The sequence below is a fragment of the Streptosporangium sp. NPDC000396 genome, from assembly GCF_042898655.1.
In the GTDB taxonomy this organism is placed as follows: Bacteria; Actinomycetota; Actinomycetes; order Streptosporangiales; family Streptosporangiaceae; genus Streptosporangium.
Map to the genome: position 1 here is coordinate 1 of NZ_JBIAZA010000042.1, position 19,848 is coordinate 19,848.

Annotated in this window: 23 protein-coding genes and 2 pseudogenes; 10 read left to right on the top strand and 15 right to left on the bottom strand. The window is 67.2% G+C overall.

All coding sequences use genetic code 11. The features are described from left to right. Positions 1–98, top strand: a pseudogene (locus tag ACFY2X_RS42235) (transposase); the annotation flags it as partial. Positions 99–399: 301 nt separating this feature from the next. Here ACFY2X_RS42235 and ACFY2X_RS42240 read toward each other — a convergent pair. Continuing rightward, a complete protein-coding gene (locus ACFY2X_RS42240) occupies positions 400–987 on the bottom strand; it encodes a DinB family protein (RefSeq protein ID WP_389949456.1) in 588 nt (195 codons plus the stop codon). Between the two features lie 474 nt (positions 988–1,461). Here ACFY2X_RS42240 and ACFY2X_RS42245 point away from each other — a divergent pair, with 474 nt between their 5' ends. After that, positions 1,462–1,998 carry an IS5 family transposase gene (locus ACFY2X_RS42245; protein ID WP_389949458.1) on the top strand — a complete coding sequence of 179 codons (537 nt, stop codon included), beginning with the start codon at positions 1,462–1,464 and terminating at the stop codon, positions 1,996–1,998. A gap of 74 nt (positions 1,999–2,072) precedes the next feature. Further along, entirely contained in the window at positions 2,073–2,432 is a 360-nt protein-coding gene (locus ACFY2X_RS42250; protein WP_389949461.1) for a zinc ribbon domain-containing protein, read from the top strand. Positions 2,433–2,813: 381 nt separating this feature from the next. On the opposite strand, the gene ACFY2X_RS42255 is transcribed toward ACFY2X_RS42250, so the two are convergent. Beyond that, complete coding sequence (locus ACFY2X_RS42255) at positions 2,814–3,296, bottom strand: MarR family winged helix-turn-helix transcriptional regulator (protein WP_389949464.1); 483 nt, start codon at positions 3,294–3,296, stop codon at positions 2,814–2,816. 59 nt (positions 3,297–3,355) lie between these two features. Here ACFY2X_RS42255 and ACFY2X_RS42260 point away from each other — a divergent pair, with 59 nt between their 5' ends. Next, the gene (locus tag ACFY2X_RS42260; protein WP_389949466.1) at positions 3,356–3,733 is read left to right on the top strand and encodes a cupin domain-containing protein; all 378 of its coding nucleotides are present in this window, start codon (positions 3,356–3,358) and stop codon (positions 3,731–3,733) included. A 494-nt stretch (positions 3,734–4,227) separates the two neighbouring features. Here the strand turns inward: ACFY2X_RS42260 and ACFY2X_RS42265 are convergent, their stop codons facing one another. The 4 genes from ACFY2X_RS42265 to ACFY2X_RS42280 all read right to left on the bottom strand — a co-directional run bounded on the left by ACFY2X_RS42265 (position 4,228) and on the right by ACFY2X_RS42280 (position 6,801). Then, on the bottom strand, positions 4,228–4,380 hold the full coding sequence (locus tag ACFY2X_RS42265; protein ID WP_389949469.1) for a hypothetical protein: 153 nt from the start codon (positions 4,378–4,380) through the stop codon (positions 4,228–4,230). Continuing rightward, positions 4,380–4,562 (bottom strand): hypothetical protein, encoded by a 183-nt coding sequence (locus ACFY2X_RS42270; RefSeq protein WP_389949471.1) that lies wholly within the window; start codon positions 4,560–4,562, stop codon positions 4,380–4,382. Before ACFY2X_RS42270 ends, ACFY2X_RS42265 begins: the two co-directional genes overlap by 1 nt. Positions 4,563–4,869: 307 nt before the next feature. Then, on the bottom strand, positions 4,870–5,520 hold the full coding sequence (locus tag ACFY2X_RS42275; protein WP_389949474.1) for a hypothetical protein: 651 nt from the start codon (positions 5,518–5,520) through the stop codon (positions 4,870–4,872). Between the two features lie 156 nt (positions 5,521–5,676). After that, positions 5,677–6,801 (bottom strand): hypothetical protein, encoded by a 1,125-nt coding sequence (locus ACFY2X_RS42280; protein WP_389949477.1) that lies wholly within the window; start codon positions 6,799–6,801, stop codon positions 5,677–5,679. A 355-nt stretch (positions 6,802–7,156) separates the two neighbouring features. Between ACFY2X_RS42280 and ACFY2X_RS42285 the strand changes: the two genes are divergently transcribed. The 3 genes from ACFY2X_RS42285 to ACFY2X_RS42295 all read left to right on the top strand — a co-directional run bounded on the left by ACFY2X_RS42285 (position 7,157) and on the right by ACFY2X_RS42295 (position 8,925). Continuing rightward, on the top strand, positions 7,157–7,864 hold the full coding sequence (locus ACFY2X_RS42285; protein ID WP_389949480.1) for a hypothetical protein: 708 nt from the start codon (positions 7,157–7,159) through the stop codon (positions 7,862–7,864). 270 nt (positions 7,865–8,134) lie between these two features. After that, positions 8,135–8,326 (top strand): hypothetical protein, encoded by a 192-nt coding sequence (locus ACFY2X_RS42290; protein WP_389949482.1) that lies wholly within the window; start codon positions 8,135–8,137, stop codon positions 8,324–8,326. Positions 8,327–8,547: 221 nt separating this feature from the next. Further along, positions 8,548–8,925, top strand: coding sequence for a DUF4158 domain-containing protein (locus ACFY2X_RS42295; RefSeq protein WP_389949667.1), 378 nt, complete (start codon positions 8,548–8,550; stop codon positions 8,923–8,925). Here ACFY2X_RS42295 and ACFY2X_RS42300 read toward each other — a convergent pair. Both ACFY2X_RS42300 and ACFY2X_RS42305 read right to left on the bottom strand, forming a co-directional pair. Continuing rightward, positions 8,889–8,984: pseudogene (locus ACFY2X_RS42300) on the bottom strand (IS5/IS1182 family transposase); the annotation flags it as partial. The gene ACFY2X_RS42295 and the pseudogene ACFY2X_RS42300 sit on opposite strands and share 37 nt — an antisense overlap. Before the next feature lie 99 nt (positions 8,985–9,083). Continuing rightward, the gene (locus ACFY2X_RS42305; protein ID WP_389949485.1) at positions 9,084–10,058 is read right to left on the bottom strand and encodes a LysR family transcriptional regulator; all 975 of its coding nucleotides are present in this window, start codon (positions 10,056–10,058) and stop codon (positions 9,084–9,086) included. Between the two features lie 113 nt (positions 10,059–10,171). Here ACFY2X_RS42305 and ACFY2X_RS42310 point away from each other — a divergent pair, with 113 nt between their 5' ends. Next, positions 10,172–11,065, top strand: coding sequence for an NAD(P)H-binding protein (locus ACFY2X_RS42310; protein ID WP_389949488.1), 894 nt, complete (start codon positions 10,172–10,174; stop codon positions 11,063–11,065). Positions 11,066–11,135: 70 nt separating this feature from the next. Further along, positions 11,136–11,519, top strand: coding sequence for a darcynin family protein (locus ACFY2X_RS42315; protein WP_389949491.1), 384 nt, complete (start codon positions 11,136–11,138; stop codon positions 11,517–11,519). Positions 11,520–11,761: 242 nt separating this feature from the next. Here ACFY2X_RS42315 and ACFY2X_RS42320 read toward each other — a convergent pair whose 3' ends face one another. Together ACFY2X_RS42320 and ACFY2X_RS42325 are read right to left on the bottom strand one after the other, a co-directional pair. Beyond that, a complete protein-coding gene (locus ACFY2X_RS42320) occupies positions 11,762–12,622 on the bottom strand; it encodes a CU044_5270 family protein (protein WP_389949494.1) in 861 nt (286 codons plus the stop codon). Continuing rightward, the gene (locus ACFY2X_RS42325; RefSeq protein ID WP_389949497.1) at positions 12,615–13,187 is read right to left on the bottom strand and encodes an RNA polymerase sigma factor; all 573 of its coding nucleotides are present in this window, start codon (positions 13,185–13,187) and stop codon (positions 12,615–12,617) included. Before ACFY2X_RS42325 ends, ACFY2X_RS42320 begins: the two co-directional genes overlap by 8 nt. A gap of 422 nt (positions 13,188–13,609) precedes the next feature. On the opposite strand from ACFY2X_RS42325, the gene ACFY2X_RS42330 reads away from it, so the two are divergent. Continuing rightward, a complete protein-coding gene (locus ACFY2X_RS42330) occupies positions 13,610–14,368 on the top strand; it encodes a hypothetical protein (RefSeq protein WP_389949499.1) in 759 nt (252 codons plus the stop codon). Positions 14,369–14,483: 115 nt separating this feature from the next. On the opposite strand, the gene ACFY2X_RS42335 is transcribed toward ACFY2X_RS42330, so the two are convergent. From ACFY2X_RS42335 to ACFY2X_RS42355, 5 genes are all read right to left on the bottom strand, one after another. Continuing rightward, positions 14,484–15,392, bottom strand: a complete 909-nt coding sequence (locus ACFY2X_RS42335) for an aldo/keto reductase (RefSeq protein WP_389949502.1) — start codon at positions 15,390–15,392, stop codon at positions 14,484–14,486. Positions 15,393–16,044: 652 nt separating this feature from the next. Then, complete coding sequence (locus ACFY2X_RS42340; protein ID WP_389949504.1) at positions 16,045–16,977, bottom strand: MBL fold metallo-hydrolase; 933 nt, start codon at positions 16,975–16,977, stop codon at positions 16,045–16,047. A 23-nt stretch (positions 16,978–17,000) separates the two neighbouring features. Then, positions 17,001–17,666 carry a TetR/AcrR family transcriptional regulator gene (locus ACFY2X_RS42345; protein ID WP_389949507.1) on the bottom strand — a complete coding sequence of 222 codons (666 nt, stop codon included), beginning with the start codon at positions 17,664–17,666 and terminating at the stop codon, positions 17,001–17,003. 95 nt (positions 17,667–17,761) lie between these two features. Next, on the bottom strand, positions 17,762–19,102 hold the full coding sequence (locus ACFY2X_RS42350) for an FAD-dependent oxidoreductase (protein WP_389949510.1): 1,341 nt from the start codon (positions 19,100–19,102) through the stop codon (positions 17,762–17,764). Then, positions 19,099–19,704: a PadR family transcriptional regulator gene (locus ACFY2X_RS42355; protein WP_389949513.1), complete on the bottom strand. Its 606-nt coding sequence runs from the start codon at positions 19,702–19,704 to the stop codon at positions 19,099–19,101. The genes ACFY2X_RS42350 and ACFY2X_RS42355 overlap by 4 nt, the downstream gene beginning before the upstream one ends. Positions 19,705–19,848 lie beyond the last annotated feature (144 nt).

Below are 19,848 nucleotides of genomic sequence, written 5' to 3' on the forward strand. Positions count from 1 at the left end.
CCGAGAAGTACTGCCGCCGCCTGATCGTGGACGCCACCCGCTACGTGGTCGACAACGGCTGCAAGTGGCGCAATCTGCCCGCCGACTTCCCGCCCTTTATGTGGAATCAAGGCGGCGTCGTCAAGGCATGAATCTCGCTGAGTCGATCGTTATCTAGGATTGGAGGACCCTTCCAGCAGGTCAGAGGACGATGATCTCTTCTTTCACGTAGGCCAAGTTGACCGAACGCAGCCCGGACCCAGGAAGAACCGAGCGTGCGGAGAGCGCCTCGAGGTCGTTAAGGAGGTCGTTAAGGGCGCGTCGCAGCGCTTCGACCTTTGGCGTTTAAGTGATCTTGCTGGTGGGGGGGAGGTGAACCGTGGCCCCGCCCTTGGCGGGGCCACGGTGGCACGATTGTGGTTAAGCCTTGATTGATGCGGCCGCCCTGGCGGCCAGTTCGATCTTCGCGCAGTAGGCTGCACGGGCTTCCTCGTCGATCTGCTCCTCGTATTCGGGGCGCAACCCGGTCCGGCCATCGAGGCCCTCGCGCAGGATGTCGGCGTGCCCGGAATGCCGGGTGGACTCGCCGAGGACATGGACCATGATGGCGAACAGGTTCGTGTGCCAGGCCGGCGTTGACTCCGGCCACCACGGCACGTGGCCGGGGGCGTCGAGGGGAAGCTCGTTGATCGTCGCGTCCGAGTGTTCCCACGTGCGCCGGTAGAACCCGATGATCTGTTCGCGGGTCTCGTCCTCGGTCGCCCAGTGGCTGCCGTCGGAGTCCTGCCACCGGGGCAGCGGTTCCGGGGAAGGGCGGTCGAAGACCTCGCCGAAGTACCTGGCCTCAACGGTAGCCACGTGTTTGACCAGGCCGAGGAGGTTGGTCCCGGTCGCTGTCAAAGGTCGGCGGGCGTCGTATTCGGACAAGCCGTCGAGTTTCCAGAGCAGCGCCTTGCGGTCCCGCCGCAGTCTCTCGTGCAGGTTGTCTTTCGCGAAATCGTCGATCATGGGTCACGATTCTGTCAGGCTGCGCCGGGGGGCTCAGGTTGCGAGCTGCCTGGCGTCGGCTCCGCCAGCTATCGCTCACAGCCACACTGCTTGCCGAGGTCCTCGCAGCGATCGTCGCAGAGGACGGGATCACGCTCCCCGCGCTGCCGGAGATTCGTGATCAGTGAAGATCACTGCCCGGGACTGAGTGCCCGTGTGCAGGCTGATCCCTGAGCCCGCTGCATGAGGCGGCAAATGGGCAAAATGGTGACGTAGCACGGATCTTCAGCGACATAGAGCGACCTTCCGGTAGCAACGGCGGCGATCGAAGCCCCATCGCCAACCGGAAGGCCTGCCGCCGTTGTACGCCACCGCTCCCGCCGCTGTCTCCCACAACGAAGAAACTGCCTGCTCATGCGTGGCCTGCCGGTACGGTCACGGAGCCGACCATCAGGCCCGGACCCGCGGCTACACCACCGACATGACCGACGCCGAATGGCAGGAGGACGCCAGGCCGAACCCAGCGCGGGGATCATCGATTCCCAGTCGGTACGGGCGGCCGAGAGCGTCGCCACCACCTCCCGCGGATACGACGCGGCCAAGAAAGTGCAGGGCACCAAGCGGCACGTCATCGTAGACACCCTGGGCCTGCTGCTGGTCGTCATCGTCACCGCCGCCAGCGTCCAGGACCGCGACGGCGCCAAGCCCGCGCTGGAACGCCTGCGCGACTGGTACGAGCGGATCGCGCTGATCTGGGCCGACAGCGCCTACGCGGGCAAGCTTGTCACCTGGGCCAAGAAGCACGTCCGGCTCACCCCGGAGATCGTCAAACGCAGCGACGACGTCAGCGGCTTCGTGGTCCTGCCCCGCAGGTGGGTGGTGGAGAGGACGCTGTCGTGGATCTCCCAGCGCAGGCGGTGTGTACGTGACTATGAACGGTTATCCGAGCACCACGAGGCCATGGCCCTGGGGGCGATGATCATCCTCATGGGACGACGGCTCACGCGATCCGCCTATCCCAAGTCGCCCTGACGATCAGTTTGTACACGGGCACTTATGGATGCCACGCGTGGGGATCTGGGCTGCGATCCGGCCTGGACCGGGTCGTGAAAGCCAACCCCGCGTACACGAGCCAGCGGTGCCCGGCGTGCGGGATCGCAGACCGTAAGTCGCGTCAGAGCCAAGCCGACTTTTGGTGCCGGTCCTGCGGATGCGCCGCCAACGCGGACGTGAACGCGGCCAGAAACATTCGACAGGCGGCGGGGCATGCCGCCTCTGCGCGGGAAGGGCCACAGGATGCCGGGCCGGTGCACCGCGAACCTCAACCGATGCGCCTTCGCCCACGCGCGTGCCGATCGTCGCCGTCAGTTGGGGACCTTTCGGCTTACCGGCCCGGTGACAGCCACGCTGGCGCCGAGAATGTGCCGGCCCCTGGTCGCAGACCTTGCGGGCGGCCTGGCTGCTGATGAACCAACCCAGTGTGGTTCTGTTGGCGGGAAGTGGCCGCGCTTGTTCGCGGGTTCTGACCGCACGGGGTGGCCAGAGCTGTGATCAATATTTGTGAGAAGTGACCGCACTACGTCTGGCGTGGCGGAGCCCGTGGCCTGTGTATGCGCGGAGCGAGGCGGTGAGATCCTATTCATCTGGCCGGGTAGAAGGCGCCGTCCAACGCTTGAAGACCCTCAAACGGCAAATGTACGGACGCGCCATCCTCGACCTCCTCCGAAAACGAGCCATCCTGACCGCCTGACCCACACCAGAGCGGCCCCGAGGATCACCAAGCCCGCTCGGTTGTGGTCGGGGAAAGCCCCGGCCGGGGACCGGACTGGTGCCGTTCAAAGGGCTCGTTACGGTGCGTTGAACCACTGCGGGGTGTCGAGGTGGAACGCGTCGGGTGGCGTGACCTTGCGCAGGTCCTCCACCATGGCCCGCAGCCGGTCCTCGCCGATGGTCTCGGCCCACTGGTCGCGCAGGTCCTCGAAGATCTGCTCCGACCGCTCGAGCGCGTCGTAGGCGTGCGGGGTCAGCGTGTAGGTCTTACGGCGCGCATCGTCGGGATCGTGCCCGGGCCGTAGGTAGCCGAGACCCTCCAGCATGTCGATGGTCTTGCCCGCCGCTTGCTTGGAGACGCCCAGCGCCCGGCCCAGGTCGGCGGCCGTGGTCCCGTACCGGCCGCCGGCCCGCATGATGGCCTGGAAGACGAACCCGTGCATGGGCCGCATCTGTGGATGGCCCTGCCGGGCGAGTTCCTCGTGCAGTTCGTCGATGAGCACCCGAAACCCCAGCAGCAGCCGCAGCGGCAGTTCAAAGCCCTGTAGATCGCTTGACAAGATAGACAACCTCATTAACCATATAGACAACGACCTTGTCTATACTAGGGATGTGAACCGTGACGCTCGTCCGTCATGCCGAAAGCCGCCGATCTGAGACCCCGAACGCCGTCATGACCACCCTCGCCTCGCCGACTCTGGGCAGTGCGCGATCCTCTATCTGGCGCACCGAGGTCAAGCCCGACGTGAAGGGCCCCGTCCACATCTTCGACGTCGAACAGATCTGGACCTTCCTCGAGGGGGAGGCAACCATCGAACTCGACGGCGAAACCTCCACTGCGGGCCCCGGCGACACGGCCGTCCTGCCCGCCCACGCCACCCGCCGGCTCACCGCCGGCCCTCAGGGCTACACCGCCATCGTCACGGCTCCCGCCGGCGCTCACGCCTGGATCCCCGGCGACACCGGCAACAAGGTCACACCCCCCTGGATCGCCTGACCGGCAGCCTCCGAGATTACGGCCAGTAAATCCTCCACGAAAGTTGAATATGAACTTTTCATCGCATATACGGCGAAAGGCCCGCCTGATCCTTTTCTCCGCGTGGAGGAGCGTGGCGAGCCTGGGTGACACGTCCGGTCCCGGCACATGGCAGCGCAACGCGACGCCCGGCAGAGGGGTCCGGATTGTTCGATCACACTCAACAGTCAGGAGTCGGACCGCGCAACCGATTCGGCACACTCCGAGATTGCTCACCTTCGGCGACTGAAGCATTACACAATGAGAGGTTCGAGGAACCCCGCTCCCCACCTGCGCAAAACACCTTCCGAACTGCACCGATACGCCTCCCATGGCCACGGCGTCACCGCCGGAAGCACTCCAGCGACATGAACCGTCGGTGACGACCAGAGCAAGAATCTGGCTTCCCGAGCGGACAACCCCTGCGGGGTCCCCGTAGCAAACGGCGAAAATCCAACGCATCTATCTCTGACCGGTCACAGCCAGCCACGGCGCGCGGCTTGGACACCGGCCTGGAAGCGTGTGGTCGCGCCGAGGGTACGCTGAAGTGCCGAGACGCGCCGGACGACGGTGCGCCGGCCGAGCCCGAGGCGGCGGGCGATGGCCTCGTCAGTGGCGCCGCTGGCCATCAGAGTGAGGATCTGACGGTCACGGTCGTCCAGGGAAGCAGGTCGTCGTCGCGGATGAGGAACTTGATCGGAGGGTCGGTGAGGATGCGGGCCTGCTCCCCCGCCGCGATCTCGCGGACCATGACGGGCGCCGCGATCGGATCGTCGAAGGCTGCTTCGTAATAGAGGGTGCGATATGTCACGGGTGTAGCTCTTCCGCAGTGACTTGTTGATCTGCCTTTCTCGTCGTGATTGCTGGATCGCGGGACCGGCTTTTACTCGTGGGTGCCAGCATGTGAGGCGCTGGTAGCTGTGCTGATGGCCCTCGTTCCTGCGGGGACTGGCGGGTGGTGGTCAGCCGCTGTAGGACCAGGCTCAGAGGCATACAGCGCTCGATCGCCGCTGGTGTCAACCGCGTGTCGGCGGCGTCTTGGTCGCCAACTGGGCGATTCCGTCTCGAACGTCAGTGCCACTATGTTCACCGCGTGTCATATCCCGGCGGCTCGCGACTCATCGAGTGCTTCGGAAGCTCTGGGCCCAGCGGCGAAGTTCGGTGGCGGCCTCGTCGCGGGTGAGGGAGCCACGTTCCAGGTGAACCTCCTGGAGATGCCGGATCGCGGTCCCCACCATTGGCGAGGGCGGAATGTCGAGCATCTGCATCACCGTTCTGCCGTCGAGTACGACGGGAACATCGTCACGCCTGGTGTACCTGTCACGTTCGGCGGCGGCACGGGCATCGGCCTCTTCCTGGGCACGGCCCGCGGCCTCCCACACGTCGTAGTTGGCGGCGTCCAGGGCATGTAGGCCCGCCCAGCGCCACCCCTCCATGTCGCGTTCCTGCCCAAAGCCGACCGTGTCGAAGAGGTCCAACGCACCCGCTCTGACCACTCCGAGGCGCGCGAGCACGGCGTTGATCGGCCAGTCCTCGTGTGGCAGTCCGATCCGGATCGATGCGTACTCGGGACCCCAGCTCTGACGGCCGTTCTCCCACAGGGCAGCGGCCTGGCTGCCGTTACCACCCCAGAAGTCCGCTTCCACGTAAGCGATATGGCCGCCGCGTGACCAGTCCTTCAGTCTCTCGGCGAACCCCGGGGACATGAGCATGAACGGCCCGCTCTCCCGCCGCGCGTCGGTCAGCTCGTTGAAAATCTCGTCAGTCACCGGTAGCAGCCCCAGGCGTTGCCGGAGGGGCGCCACCACAGCCCGTGGCACATCGTCCGAAAGGGAGCGGAGATGGTCAAAATCACCGACAACACCGTGGAGCACATAGGACATGCCCGCACCCTAGATCGGGCAGCGGCACACAATCACTACATTTCATGGGCCGGACGTCGCGGTGTCGACCACCTCCAACGGGTGGGCAACTCGCATTGAGTCACTGCGTTTCAAGCTGTGAGGGTGTGCTTCTCCTGGTGGCGGGTTTGGTGAACGCGGTGTTGTTCGCGGTCGAGGTGATAGGTCCAGTACGCGTCCAGGTCGCCGTTGGAGATCACCGGCGCGTAGCTTCAAAATCGCTTCAGCGCCGGCCAGCCCCCACCTTGCGCCGGTGATCTCCAGCCGGTCGCCGACCAGGTGCCTGGCTGTGCCCTCGACCACGCCGGTGGCAATCGGCCAGCCCTGTTTCAGGGCGTGGTCGTAACGCAGGTAATCGCGGTGGCGGGACAGGTAACGGACGGTGGTCTCCAATCCGCCGCGCCGGTCGGTGGGAACAGCAGCGGCCCGGTCGTTCATGTCGTCGATGACCTGATCGATGTTCCCGGCCAGCAGACCCAGCGCCCAGGCGGCGACGCATTGTTCAGCGGCAGGGTCGTCGGCGGCGTGCAGGCAGCGTGCCCCGCGCCAGCAGTACTCCAGGACGTGGATCAGGTCGCAGACGATATTGATGGTCACGCTGCGGCGGGCGGCCTCGGTGTGCAGCAGTCGAATCTGGTGCGGGTCACCGTCAACCAGCACCACCCAGGTCCGGGCATGCACGCTGTCGCGGGAATCGGCCTGGTCGAACGCCGCCCTGATCACCTGGCCCGCCGGGGCGATGACCGATCCGTATCCATTTCTCGCTCGCGCGGGGTCCGGCTCGCACCGGTCGTCCGCAGTTCGCGGCTGCGGGACGCAAGCGGCGTAGAAGGCGTCGACGTCGACGGCAGCGGCGACCACCTGGTCCTCGATCTGCCGCTTGCCGATCACCTGCCCGCAGCGCGCGGTGATGGCCGCGTGCGCGGCGTCGAACGAGCCGCGCACCGCTTCGATCACCGCCAGTTTCGCCAGCCCGGCCGAGTGTCGCACCGCCGGTAACGACAGCACCGCATCCGCGGGATAGAGGTTGCCGGCGTTCGGGGCGCGCCAGGCGCATCGGGTGACCCTCACCGTTTCGACCATGGTGGCCAGCAGGCGGTGATGCCCGCTTTCCACCCGCCGTCGCACCACGCCGTCGGCCCCGGTCACGGTCAGGGCCACTCCATCGTGGCGGGCGCGTTGCACCTGCTGCCGCTCCCGTAATGCTCGCAGGTCCAACGGTAGAAGAGGCCCCCGAACCTGACCAGGCCCTCAACACTCCAGGTCACTCAATCCCCCTGAAGATGAGCCACCTGTCTCGTCCATGTCTACGGCAAGCTCGACACGGCCATAGAAAGATCCTGATATGGAGAGAGCCCGAAATGGCATGAACAGCGTAAGCGATCATGGAGCACCGGTCCGCTTGTTCGATGCGCGGCAGCGGCGAGATGTGTGGCTTCCACCCCCGGCTTATGGGCCGATCGTGGTGCGTTTCACTCCCCGCGGGGCCAGCGGACTGCATTCGGTGGACGACGAACGCGGGATCGTGTTCGCGGAGGTGTTGTGCCGCTTGCTGGCCTGGAAGGGATACCAGGTCCAGACCCAGGGCAAGCCCTTTAGGGGTGGACCTGGCGACGCGAACTGTCCTGCGGCGGCAAGGAGAAACAGTTCGTGCATCGACGTGCTGAGCTCGGACGGGAACTCCCGGGCGTGTGGGGAACCCAATGGCCTGCTGTGTCACGTGCTGGTCGGCCCCGCCCGAGCCGGCGGCCCATGTATGTCCATACGGCATCCCGAACACGACAATCCCACCCTGGCCATGCTCTCGCGGAATGGGCTCATCGAGGACTTCCGATTCGCCATGCTGTCGGCTGGACACTACCGGCGCCCACGCGGTTTCTGGTGCGGCGGCATTCACAGCGGCTCTTGCTTCAGCGACGCGCGCACCACCCGACGCCGCTTTGAACACCTTGTTGAACAAGCGGAGCCGCTGCCCGGGGCGCAGTTCTATGCCAAAGCCGTTGGGCTGATGCGCGCTTCCAGCCCGGGAAGGCGCCACCTCACCCTCGTGGACCAGGCCATCAGCGATGATCTCCACACAACCCGTGCGCTCCACGCGCTATACGCGGCGCTGCGTCGAGGCAGGATCTCCAACAGCGAACGGGCCGTCTTGGCAGCCACGGCATACCTGTTCACGCCATTGCGAGGAAACGAAACGCCCCTCGTAGCCTGAACAACGCACTCACTCCAAAAGAGCCGCACCCATCGCCAGACCTCGCCGATCAGGAACAACAGTCGCTCATGATCCACTGAATGTGGGTTTTGACCTTATGTGGGCTGGACGCGTTGATGGCCCGGCGAGCGAAGGGCCGGTCACAAGCACACGATCCAACACGTACAGTCGGGCCGCGCCACGACCACCCAGCCGGCAGGCCACACATAAGCGACCTCCGGACGCCGGACGATTGCCTCATCAAATCAGGCGTCCCCGTGAAGGACCGCCTTGGCTAACCGAGCGTCCCCGCGGACGATCGTCTCGATCGAGTTGCCCGCCCACGCCACCCGCGAGACGCACGGCTGTCAGCTCGTCGGACCCGGCTGTCTCGACGAGCTGACGCTCTACCTCATCCTCCAGCGCATCACCGCACATGGCCCGGCCAAGGCCACGAGTCGGCATGCGCCGTGGAATTTGTGAAGGCGCCGCTTGGGTGGCGCCTTTACAAATTCCACGCTAGTGGTTGCACATCTCAAGAGGAGAGGCGCCCGGAGTGAGGTAGGTCCCGGTCATCATTCCCGTGTTGTAGGTGCAGGCATAGGCGGGGGTGGGGCCTATCGCGCTGACGATGCCTGCAGATAGGGCTAGAGAAGCAACGGTGACGGCAAGTCTTTTCGTTCTGGGCATACGAGTCCTTCCTGCTGTACGGCAAGCGCGACCAGACCCGCTCCGACCGTCTGGCCGAGATCGCCAAGTATCTGGAGTGGAAGAGTGCTCCGGCTGGAAGCCAGGCGATGAATGAGCTGGAGCAGTTCCTGCTGGACCGGGCGATAAAGCACGACTCGCCGACGCTGCTGTTCAACCTGGCCCGCGAGTATCTGATGGCGGCCAAGGTGATCCGGCCCGGCCCGCTGGTTGTGGCCAAGATGGTCGGCACCGCGCGCCGGGGCGCCTCCGATCTGACCTCGCAGCTGGTGGGGCACCTGCTGACGGAGGAGCTCCGCGCCGATTTGGAGCGGATGCTGGTGGTGGATGCAGGGCTGGGGATGACGGCCTTGATACAGCGTTTGCGCAGGTAGGCGCAGTTGGCGCGGGAGGAGGACGCCTTGTCTGCGGCGACCGCGCCGGGCCGAGTACGGGCCTGCCGACGGGTTTGCCGGGCTTTCTCCTGCTCGCGCGCGGCCTCCTCTAGGGCCTGCATGATCTCCTCGTCAACGAGCATCCCGGCGGCGTCGTACTACTCGGGGCCGATCGCGTCCGCCGCGGTGATCTCAGAAGCTGCTGCCGGTGTGCAGAGAGTCCGGCGGACGGTGTTGCGGAGCCAGCGGTGGGCTCCGTCGGCTGTGTGTCGGGGGTGCCAGGCCATGCCGATGGCCAGTGGTGGCAGTTCCAGGGGGATGTCGAGGAGGTGCAGTCCGAGGGCGCCGGCGTCGTGGGTGAGGGGCGAGGGGGTAGCGCCGGGGGGTGCGGCGGGTACGAGGCAGACGATGTCGCTGCGGGCGGCGAGGGTCATCGCGGCCAGGTGACTGGGGAGGACGACGCTGACCCGCCGGTGGAGGTTCTGCTCGGCCAGGGCGGTGTCGAGGGGGCCGGTGAACCGGCCGCGGCGGCTGACCGCGACGTGTTGGGCGGCAGCAAGCCGGGCTGGGGTCAATGGCCCTTCGGTGAGCGGATGGCCGGGCCGGACGGCCGCCACCATTCGGAGACTGACCAGTTCTTCGATCTGGGTTTCGGGGTCCACGTGGTCGATGGATCCGATCTCCAGGTCGATCCGGCCGTCGCGCAGGGCGGGTCCGGCCTCCAGTTCTTCGGCCCGGATCCGGAACGAGACCCCCGGCGCCTCCCGCTGGGCCAGTTGTAGCAGTCCGGGGGCCAGTGCCGCGCCGACCAGGTCGGCGGCTTGGAGGGTGAAGGTGTTGCGGAGGCTGGCGGGGTCGACGCTTGCGCCAGGGCTGAGCAGCGCTCCGAGGCTGCGTACCACTGTGGCGGCCTCCTCGCGCAGGGCTTGGGCGCGTGGGGTGGGAACCATGGTCTGTCCGGCCCGGACGAGGAGGGGGTCCTGGAGGATGCGGCGCAGACGGGCGAGGGTGCGGCTCATGGCGGCGGGCGAGGTCTGCAGACGTGCGGCGGCGCGGGTCACGCTGTGCTCGGCCAGCAGAGCATCCAGCGCGATGGCGAGGTTGGCGTCGATGACCGGATCCGGGCTGCTCACCAGCATTATTCCATTTCAGTCAATGATTCCGTGCTGAAGTTCCCATTGTGGCAGCACGGAGATCCTCAGCAGGATGAGGGGCGTACCGAACCAGCACGACCTACGAGGTTTTCATGATCGTCATTACTGCTCCCACCGGGAACATCGGCCGTCACCTGCTCTCCCGGCTCCTGGAGTCCGCCCCCGCCGCAGGCGAGGAACTGCGCGTGATCGTGCGCGATCCCGCCCGGCTTCCGGACGCGGCGCGCGGACGCGTCGAGGTGGTCACCGGCTCGCACGCAGAAGCCGAGGTCCTCGACCGGGCCTTCGAGGGTGCGGACGCCGTCTTCTGGCTCGTCCCCCCGGACGCCTCCCTGACCCCGCAGGACGCCTACAGCGGTTTCACCCGCCCCGCCGTCAACGCGCTCGCCGCCCACGGCGTTGGCCATGTCGTCGGCGTCTCCGCGCTCGGCCGCGGCACCCCGCTCGCCGACCGGGCCGGCCTCGTCACCGCCTCCCTCGCCATGGACGACCTCATCGCCGACGCCGGCGTCGCCTACCGGGCCCTGGCCAGCGCGTCCTTCTTCGAGAACCTCCTGGAGGAGACCGACTCGATCCGCGAGAAGGGCGTCTTCACCGACTCCGCCGACGCCGACCGAAAGGCCCCCTTCGTCGCTGTCGCCGACATCGCGGCCGTCGCCGCCGGCCTGCTGCTGGACCGCTCGTGGACCGGCACCGGCAGTGTCCCGGTCCTCGGGCCGCAGGACCTGTCCCCCAACGACCTGGCCCGCATCATGACCGAACAGCTCGGTCTCCCCGTCCGCTACGAACGCCAGCCGCTCGACGAGCTGTACACCACCCTCGTCGGCCACGGCCTCAACGAGGCATTCGTCCAGGGCATGGTCGACATGAAGCGGGCCAAGGACGAGGGCCTCGACGCCGGCATCGCCCGCACCCCGGACACCGCCTCCCCCACCAGCTTCGAGCAGTGGTGCGCCCAGACCCTCAAGCCCGCCGTCCTCTCCTGAAGTCCGGCACCCAGCGCCGGAACACATAGAGCCCGGCGAACCGGCCACCTGCCACTTTGGAGGCACCCTGATGCCCGCTGAAAAAACCGAACCGCCTGAAAAGACCGAACCGCCGGTCACGGCGTTCATACTGGTCAAGACCACACCCGAGTGGCTCGCCCTGACCGTCCAGGAACGCGTGGACGCCTTCACCACCCAGGTCCTGCCGGCCATCGAGGCCAAGACCGCCGGCGTCCGGTCACGCTTCTACGACACGGAGTTCTACTCCGCGCGCGTCACCGACGTCTGGGTGTGGGAAGCCGAAGACCACCACGCCTACCAGCTCCTCATCGACGCACTGCGCGAAACCCCGTTCTGGGACCGCTACTTCGAGGTCATCGACCTCCTGGTCGGCACCGAGAACGGCTACGCCCGAACCTACGGCCTCGAACCCGTCGCCACCATCACCACCTGACACACCGCCCACCCGCGCAGCTGGGCCGATGCCCTCTGACTGGTTGCGGCCAGAGGGCAGGTGATACCTCCAGCTCTGCACGCCCCATCGAGGGGCAACGCACTGCCGGCTGGCGTGAGGCACTCATCGAACTCGATATCGCCTATCCGGTCAGCCCTGTGGGACAGATGCAGCGGCACCTACACCAGAAGGCGGTCCACGGTGTAGGTGCCGGCACCGGAGCCCCGGCCAGGGCCGGCGGGTCAGTCGGGCAGTTGGTCGGTCCACTCGGTGGCGATCGTGACGGGACCGCTGGAGTGCGCGGTGCCTCCGGTGAGCGGCGCCCAGACGGAGGTGTTCCGGAGCTGTCCGGTCTCCGGGTCGATGGTGAGCGTTTCCTGACCGTCGAGCACCGGCACCTGGAGCCGCCGTCCGCCGTCGGCATCGCCGAGGTCCTGGACACCGGGTCGGGCGGCGAGTGCCCGATAGGCGGCGGCGCGAACCTCGGGTGAGACCGGGGCCTCGCTGATCAGTGACAGGAGGGTTTCCATGGTGGCGCCTTCCTGCTGTTCATCGCTCAGCCTGCCGGCGCTGGTGCGCAGATCGCCGTCCGCGACCGCCGACTTCAGCTTCTCGTACAGGCCGTTCTCGTCGGTGGGGAGCTGCCGCAGCGCCTCGAAGGTCATCTGCAGAGGTCCTATCGCGAACGGCTGGGGCTTGTCGGCGAACTGTGTCAGCTTGCCTTCGCCCTTGAGCCCTTCCCCCTTCAGCCAGAACTGACCGTCTTTCTTGTACCAGTACTCCTGCTGCGGCTTACCCTCCTGGGTGATGGTGATGTGCCAGTACGTCCCTGCCCCCTCGGGGGCGCGTTCCGCAGTGGTGGCCGCGACGAGGAGGACGTCTCGCGCGCCAGAGGCCGAGGGGGAGTTCCCGACGTGGCCGGGAACGATCACCAGAGCGGCTGCGACGGCCGCGGCGGCCGCGGGTACCAACACCCATCGAAGTCCGACCCTGGGGGTACGGCGGCGCATGCTGTGGCGAAGCTCCTGCCGGCGCCGGGCGACCACGTCGGGCGACGGGTCCGGCTTGGCGAGCAATGCCCGAATCTCGTGCAGGTCATCCATGATTGTCCTCCTGGGCCATCGTCTTGTGGATCTTCTTGCGGGCGCGGCTGAGCCGGGAGCCGACAGTGCCGTAGGAGATACCGAGCGCTTCGGCGACTTCGTGGTGCGTCAGGTCGGCCAGGCTGACCAGCAGCACGACGTCACGCTCACCCCTGTTGAGCGCGGCCAACGCCCTCGCCAGACCAGGTCTCATGTGCTGGGCGGCCACCGAGTCGACCACGCGAGCCTCGTGGCTGCCGACAGATGGCTCAAGACCTGCCTTGGCCAGCGCCCGGTAGTGACGTGCCTCTTTGCGCCGGTGGCGGGCGATCAGGTTCGTGGCGATGCCGAACAGCCACGGCCGCAGCCCTCCGCGAGCGGTATCAAAGCGCTCGCGATCGCGGAAGGCCAGGCAGAAGGTCTCCGCCGCGATGTCCTCCCCGGCCTGGGTATCCAGTCGGCCGGCCGCATACAGGTATACGTCGCGGAAGTAACGGTCGTAGACGGCCGTGAACTCCTCCGCGTCCAGCCGGAAGCCGGCGACGAGCTCATCGTCGCCCGCTTGCCCGCGTGTCTCGGTCGTCACGTTTGGTCATCCTCCTGCGGTTGGCTGTCGCCCTCTCTTCGCCGCACCCGCGTCGGCCTTTCCCGCTTTCCGGGTACGGCCCTGCCGGTGAACTTCCCGGCTGGGCGAGGGCCGCCGATTGTGAAGGGCGGGCGCGTGATCCCCGGGATGACGTGCCCGCGTTCCCCCAATCCGCGCCCGCGGCTGCTATCGCGATCAGGGCCGCTGGACCCGGTTCATGCCGCCGACATTGTCCGGCCGTGGGGTGCCCCGGCCTCAGACCACGGGAGGTCAGACTCCGGTCCGATGCGCCGTGAGCATGTCCTGTGCGAGGCTCCTGCCCGTGATCGACGTGAGAGAGCCGGTCAAACGCCACGTGGGCACTCTCGCGGTCGGCTGGTTGTCCTTCCAGGTGGGGCGGCAGATCGAGAAAGGAAGCGAAGATGGCCTCGAAGCGGCGGTGGGCGGGCCGAGGTGGGGGCAGGTCCCGGCGGGCCCGGATGTGGCTGCTCGCCGTGCTCGTGGCTCTGCCGGTGGCAGCGGTCACCGTCGTGGCGGTGGCCTTTCCCTCGGTCGCCGCCACGACCTGCCCCGCGTGTTACGGGCTGGAGCGGCTGGCTCCGGACGTCTATGCGGAACCGGGCCTGACGGCATCACAGAGACGGCAGGTCATCTCGGTGGTGGAGGAGGCGAACCGGCGTGTCCGCGACTTCTACGGCGGCAGAAAGACCTCTCCCCGCATCCTCGCCTGCCTCACCGGCGGCTGTTACCGGTGGATCGGCGGAGGCGGGGAACGAGGCATCGCCGTGCTGAACCACGCGGTGATGCTGTCGCCCGGCGGCCTGGACCCGGTCATCGCCTCCCACGAGATGTCGCACGTCGAACTGCACGCCCGCCTGGACTCAGGGGGCGACGAGGTGCCGCAGTGGTTCGACGAGGGCCTGGCCGTCCTGGTCTCCGGCGATCCGCGCTACCTCGCACCGGAGACGGCGCCTGACCGCTGTGTGGTGAGCACGGAGGAGGCTCTTCCGGTGACTTTGGACGCCTGGCTGCGGGCGGCCGGCGCCGACAAACGGACCTATGCCAAGGCGGCGTGCCGGGTGAGCGGATGGGTGACGGCGAACGGCGGACCGCACGCCGTGCCGGATCTCATTCAGCGCCTGAACGCGGGCGAGAAGTTCGACACCATCACGAAGATGTGAGCGCTGTCTCAGGCCCCGGCCGCGTGGTCGCGCCACAAGCCCCCGGCGTCGGTTGGGGGTGCAGATGCCGGCCGGTGACCGGGAGCGGTGGAAACGTCTCCGGCCGGCATCTGCCCTACTCGCTGTCCTGATGAAGAGACGAAAGGCGTGCCATTTCGTCATCTGAGAGCCGCAGTACGCCCGCGGCCACGTTGGCAACCAGGTGATCCGGGTTGCCGGTGCCGGGGATGGCCAGCACATGCGGCCCCTGGCCGAGGGTCCACGCCAGCCGGACCTGCGCAGGCGTCACATCGTGTGCGCGTGCGACGGCGAGCACTGTTTCGCTGTCGGTCGCGCTCGCACCTGCCTCGCCCCCGGCACCGGCGATCGCAAAGAACGGCACAAAGGCGACGGCCTGCTCGCCGCAGGTCCTCAGGAACTCCTGCTGCCTGGCTGACGCGCCGACACCGTAGGAGTTCTGCACGCAGACCACCGGCGCGATGGCCTGAGCCTCGGCCAGATGCTCGGGCGTGGCATTGGATATCCCCAGGTGGCGTATGAGCCCGGTGTCGCGCAGGTCGGCCAGTACGCCGAAATGCTCGGCAATCGAGCCGTTTTTCCGGCTTGGCGGGATGCGCAGGTTCACAACGTCCAGGTGGTCACGGCCCAACTGGCGCAGGTTCTCCTCGACCTGGCCGCGCAACTGCTCCGGCGTGGCCCACCACCACTCCCCTGACGGGTCCCGTCCCGGCCAGACCTTGGTGGCGATGACCAGGTCGTCCGGGTACGGCGCCAGCGCCCGGTTGATCAGCTCGTTGGCCGAACGCAGCGACGAGAAGTAGAAAGAGGCCGTGTCGATGTGATTGACGCCCAGCTCGACCGCGCGCCGGAGCACGCTGATCGCCCGTTCGCGGTTGCTCGGCGTGCCCAGGTCGAAAGCGGCACTGCCCGTGAGGCGCATCGCGCCGAACCCGACGCGATTGACCGTCAGGTCGCCGAGCTTCCAGGTGCCCGCGGCCGCCGCGGTGCTGGTGTGCGGGGTCATGATCTGCCACGCTCCGTGCGGAATTCGGACAGGTCATGGCAGGACATCAACCGAAGACGCTCCGCCATGAGGCGATCGGCACCTTGTGTGAGGTGTACACGTATGTCTGGCATGAATCTCCTCGGCGAGAAAGGCGGATGGCGTGGATCGCATGCCCAGGTCGCCGATCAGGACCGCAGCCTCGGCAGAGGGGCCCACCCGCATCGGGGGCGCGGCGACCACGGGCACGAAAAAGCCTCCTTGGCGGATGGAATCCGAACCAAGAAGGCCTGAATGATGATGGAGATCGTATCAGGGCCCCGGGTTTGGTCAGGGCATCGAGGACGTGGGCGCAGGGAGACCGGGCCGGGCCGGTGTTCAGCTGGGGCAGGTTCGCGGTTCCATACCGCTGCTCAGTCAGCTACACCGTGGACGGATCATCCCGGAGCACAGCAACCACACGCAGAAATGGGTCTCGTTCTCTTCGGATGAGACGATCAAGCTGAACTCGTACACATGCCAGGGGGCGTGACGGTTTCCCCGCGACGAGTTCGGCGTTCGCCGGCGTGACAGCGCCATTCCGCCCGGCCGTACCCTGGTACGGGCCCGTGCTGCGTCCTGCGGCGGGTCGAATCCACTGGGCCGGCGCCGCGTTTCCTACCAACGCCTTCAGCTATCGCGCGACGCCCTGCAACCACCGGTGGGTGAGCAGGATGTTCAACCGGTGCAGGGAACGCTGCAGGGCGATGACCTGGTCAGCGCCGGGGAAGCCCGGCGGGATCTCCAGCGCGTCTCGCAGCGGGATTTCCTCCAGCATGCGCTCGACCGGCTCGCCCTCCTCGATCCGGGTGCTCACGGCGCCGGCCAGTCGTTCCAGGTAGGTGACCAGCCAGCTGATCGCGGGCTCTGCCTCGGCGCGGAAGCCGTGGCCGGGGATGACGGTGTCGAGCGCAAGGCTCGCCTTCATGGCCCGGAGCGTGCGGCCGTAGGCGAGCGGGTCGCCGACCAGGAGCATCGGCGTGGTGCCCGCCGGTCCCAGGAGGTTTCCCGTCCAGGCGACCTTGGCGTCAGGAACGTAGACGACCGTGTCGCCCGAGCCGTTGCCCGGGCCGAAGTGCCACAGCTGCACGACGCGTCCGCCCAGGTCGATCTCGCAGAATCGGTCGAACACCACGTCGGGGGTGCGCCATGCGACGACCTCGTCCAGGACATGGCCGTCGCCGTACATGCTGTCGGTACGGATGCGCTTCTCGCCGGCCAGGTCGGTCATGGCGGCCTTGTTGATCCGCGACGAGAAAATCGTGACGTCGTCGGCGAAGGCCGTGTTCCCGAAGGTGTGGTCGCCGTGGTAGGTGGTGTTGGCCAGGTAGCGGATCGGTTTGTCGGTGAGGTTCGCGGCCACGTCCTGGATATGCCGGCCGACTCCAGGGGTGACGCCCGAGTCGATCACCAGGGCCGCCTTCTCCCCGATGACCAGGCCGTTGTTGTCCTTGGGCATCTGGTTGGCCATCAGCGCGTACACCCCGTCGGCGAGCTGGTCGGGGTAGAGCTCCAGGCCGACCGGGCTGAGGTTGGGGGCGATGTAGCCTGGTGGCCGCTCGGTCATTTCGTGTATGACGGGTAGCATCATCAATCCTTTCCGGTTGAGGTGACGCAGATCAGGAAGAACGACACGTGGTCGTCGACCCACTGATGGGCCGCGGCGATGTCGGCGTCGGTGGCTTCCGGCCGCAGGAACACGAACCTGGGCACCTGCAGCGGGGCGAACAGCTCCCACACCAGCTGACGAGCGGGCACGTCGGAGCGGACCAGGCCCGCGGCCTGCCACCGCTGGAACGGCCCTTCCAGCCGGTCCCGCGCGTCCTCGATGGCCCGGGCCAGGCCGCCGAGCCCGTCCGCGCCGGTCCCTTCGCGTAGCAGCACCTCGGCGAACAGGCGCACGCGCCGGCTCGACCATCGACCGAAGACGTGCTTCACCAGATTCGGCACCGCCTGGTGCGGCCCGGCCGCCACCAGCGCCTCCTCGTCGATGTGCAGGGCGTCCAGCGACGGCGGCCCCGCCTCCGCGAACAGCGCGTCGTAGATTCCCTGCTTGCCGGAGAAGTGGGCGTATATCGCGCTGTCGCGGACCCCTACGGCCTCGGCGATCTGCCTGATCGTCGTCGCGGCATAGCCCTGCCGGGCGAACAGCTCCAGCGCCGCCTCCAGCAGCCGCTCGCTGGTGGCCGCGCCTTCGCTCTTCGGCGGCCGGCCGCGCCGCCGAGGTGACGGATCGGCGGTGCTTCCTGATCTCATGCCAATATTTAATAAGCGCTCATTAATTTAGTCAAGACGCCGATCCATGAAGGAGCGGCACCGTCCGCTTCTCTCACGCCTGGCCTGGTGCGGCGCTAGAAGTCGTCGCGGTCGGCGCCCCGATAGCGTGCCTGAGCCTCGGCCATGCGCCGCTTCACCGGCGGCAGATGGTTCACGACGCGCATGCCCGTGCGCATCACGGCCAGCATGAGCCGGCCGAGCACCGGCCGGTGGATCGGGTCGTCGCCGCTCATCTGCTGCCGGGACTTCACGACGGCGTCGAAGCCGTACTCGATCATCTTTGTCTCGTAGCCGCGGACGGCCTCCAGCAAGCCCTTCTCGCCGTCACGGACGGCCACGAGGTTGCGGCGCAGGAGGGCGGCGTCGCGCAGCGCGGTGTTGGCGCCCACTCCACGTCCCGGGGTCATGGTGTGGATGGCGTCGCCGAGAAGGGTGACGTTGCTGGTCTCCCACTGCGGGATCGGCACGGAGGTCCGGATGGAGAGTGGGAAGCACGTCGTGGGATCGGTCATCGCGAACAGCTTGCGCAGGTTGGGATGCCAGCGACCGGTCAGCTCCGTCACCATCCGGTGCAGCTCGGGGCCTTTCCTGCTCAGCACGTCAGCCGGAAGGTTGCGCGTCGCCCCGGCGAAGCCCCACATGATGTAGTCGCGGGTGTTGTCGAAGTTCAGCCCCGGCCAGGCGGCCAGCAGCTCGGCGTCGTCGCCGCCGATGCCGTTCTTCAACTCGCCCGCGTGGTCCCACTTGAACTCCATGACGTGCAGGACGCAGTTGTATCCGCCGGGCGCGAAGACCATGGAGACGCCCTCGATGACCTTTGGCGGGAGCAGTCTCCTGGTCTCCTCCGTCAGCAGGAGCTTGCCCGTGACGCCTACCAGGCCCGAGTCCTCCAGCCTGGCGTGCGGGAGATACTGCCGCCGCACCCGGGAGTTGGAGCCGTCGGCCGCGACGAGCAGGTCACCGGTGGCCGTGGTGCCGTCCTCGAAGTGCGCCGTGACCGTGCCGTCGTCCTCGTGGGTGTATCGGGTGAAGACCTTGCCGAAGTGCACCACGTCTTCCATGCCGGTCAGCAGCACCTGCCGCATGGTCATCCGGCTGACCGACTTCTCGCTCTTCAGGGGGTCGGTGCTGACCGGGCCGCTGTCAAGCGAGAGCATCTCGGTGAGCCGCTCGGTCAACATGTTGCCGTAGCGTGGGGCGCGAGCGCAGGTGGCGACGAAGGTGTCGAAAAGATCTTTGGGCAGGCACGCGTGCAGTGCCCGGTTGCCGTCCGGATCGATGCCGACGCGATAGCCCTGCAGGCCGTCCCGTCTCGTGCGGTCGCGCTCGTACACGGCGACGTCGATGCCCGACTGCTTGAGTCCGTGCGCCAGGCACAGCCCGCCGGTTCCGGCCCCGATGACGATTACTTTCACGATGATCCTTCTTCCATGCGTTCCCGCAGTTCTTGCTGGGACCAGCGCAGACGTCCCGTGCGCAGGTCATCGACGAGTGCGCCCACCCAGTCCCGCTCGGTTGCGGTCATGGCCCGCAGGTATTCCTGTTCGACCAGGGCCACGCGCGGCAGGCCCTCTCCCGTGTAGGCGGCGAGTTCCTCGTCCATGCGGGCCACCGCCGCCGTCAGGTGCGCGTGGCGCTTCTCCAGCTCGGCCTGGACCTCGCCGGGGTCGAGCAGCGGCAGCAGTGAGACTGCAGCGGGGAACTCTGGGAACTCGCGCTTGGGAGAGGACAGCATCTCCCTCAACCACTGGCGGGAGACCTCGCGGCCGGTGTCCGACAGCGCGTACACGGTTCGCTCGGGGCGCAGCCGCTCGCGCTCGGTCTCATGGACCACGATCAGTCCTTCTCTGACCAGCCGGTCGATGGTCTTGTACAGCGTCGCCCGGGAGCCGACGTTGATGACCTGGTCTTTGCCCCACTGCTTGATGACCTGCTGCATGCGATACGGGTGCATGGGCTCACTGGTGAGCAGCGCCAGTACGGCCAGAGCCAGCGGGGAACGGTGATACTCGCTCATAGTCTCCAGCATATTAGTTTCCTGGAGACTATGTATAGACCGATTGGCATCGCGAACGCCTGCCGCTGCGGGGGCCTCGGCGGTCGCCGGGAGTTGAACGGGGTGCCGTACGTCAAGACGGTCCGCCAGGTGGCGGACACGTCC

Coding starts and splice junctions, on each gene's coding strand:
- ACFY2X_RS42240 (WP_389949456.1), bottom strand. CDS start 987: ATGATCGACGATTTCGCGAAAGACAACCTGCACGAGAGACTGCGGCGG.
- ACFY2X_RS42245 (WP_389949458.1), top strand. CDS start 1,462: ATGGCAGGAGGACGCCAGGCCGAACCCAGCGCGGGGATCATCGATTCC.
- ACFY2X_RS42265 (WP_389949469.1), bottom strand. CDS start 4,380: ATGGCCAGCGGCGCCACTGACGAGGCCATCGCCCGCCGCCTCGGGCTC.
- ACFY2X_RS42310 (WP_389949488.1), top strand. CDS start 10,172: ATGATCGTCATTACTGCTCCCACCGGGAACATCGGCCGTCACCTGCTC.
- ACFY2X_RS42315 (WP_389949491.1), top strand. CDS start 11,136: ATGCCCGCTGAAAAAACCGAACCGCCTGAAAAGACCGAACCGCCGGTC.
- ACFY2X_RS42320 (WP_389949494.1), bottom strand. CDS start 12,622: ATGGATGACCTGCACGAGATTCGGGCATTGCTCGCCAAGCCGGACCCG.
- ACFY2X_RS42330 (WP_389949499.1), top strand. CDS start 13,610: ATGGCCTCGAAGCGGCGGTGGGCGGGCCGAGGTGGGGGCAGGTCCCGG.
- ACFY2X_RS42335 (WP_389949502.1), bottom strand. CDS start 15,392: ATGACCCCGCACACCAGCACCGCGGCGGCCGCGGGCACCTGGAAGCTC.
- ACFY2X_RS42340 (WP_389949504.1), bottom strand. CDS start 16,977: ATGACCGAGCGGCCACCAGGCTACATCGCCCCCAACCTCAGCCCGGTC.
- ACFY2X_RS42345 (WP_389949507.1), bottom strand. CDS start 17,666: ATGAGATCAGGAAGCACCGCCGATCCGTCACCTCGGCGGCGCGGCCGG.
- ACFY2X_RS42355 (WP_389949513.1), bottom strand. CDS start 19,704: ATGAGCGAGTATCACCGTTCCCCGCTGGCTCTGGCCGTACTGGCGCTG.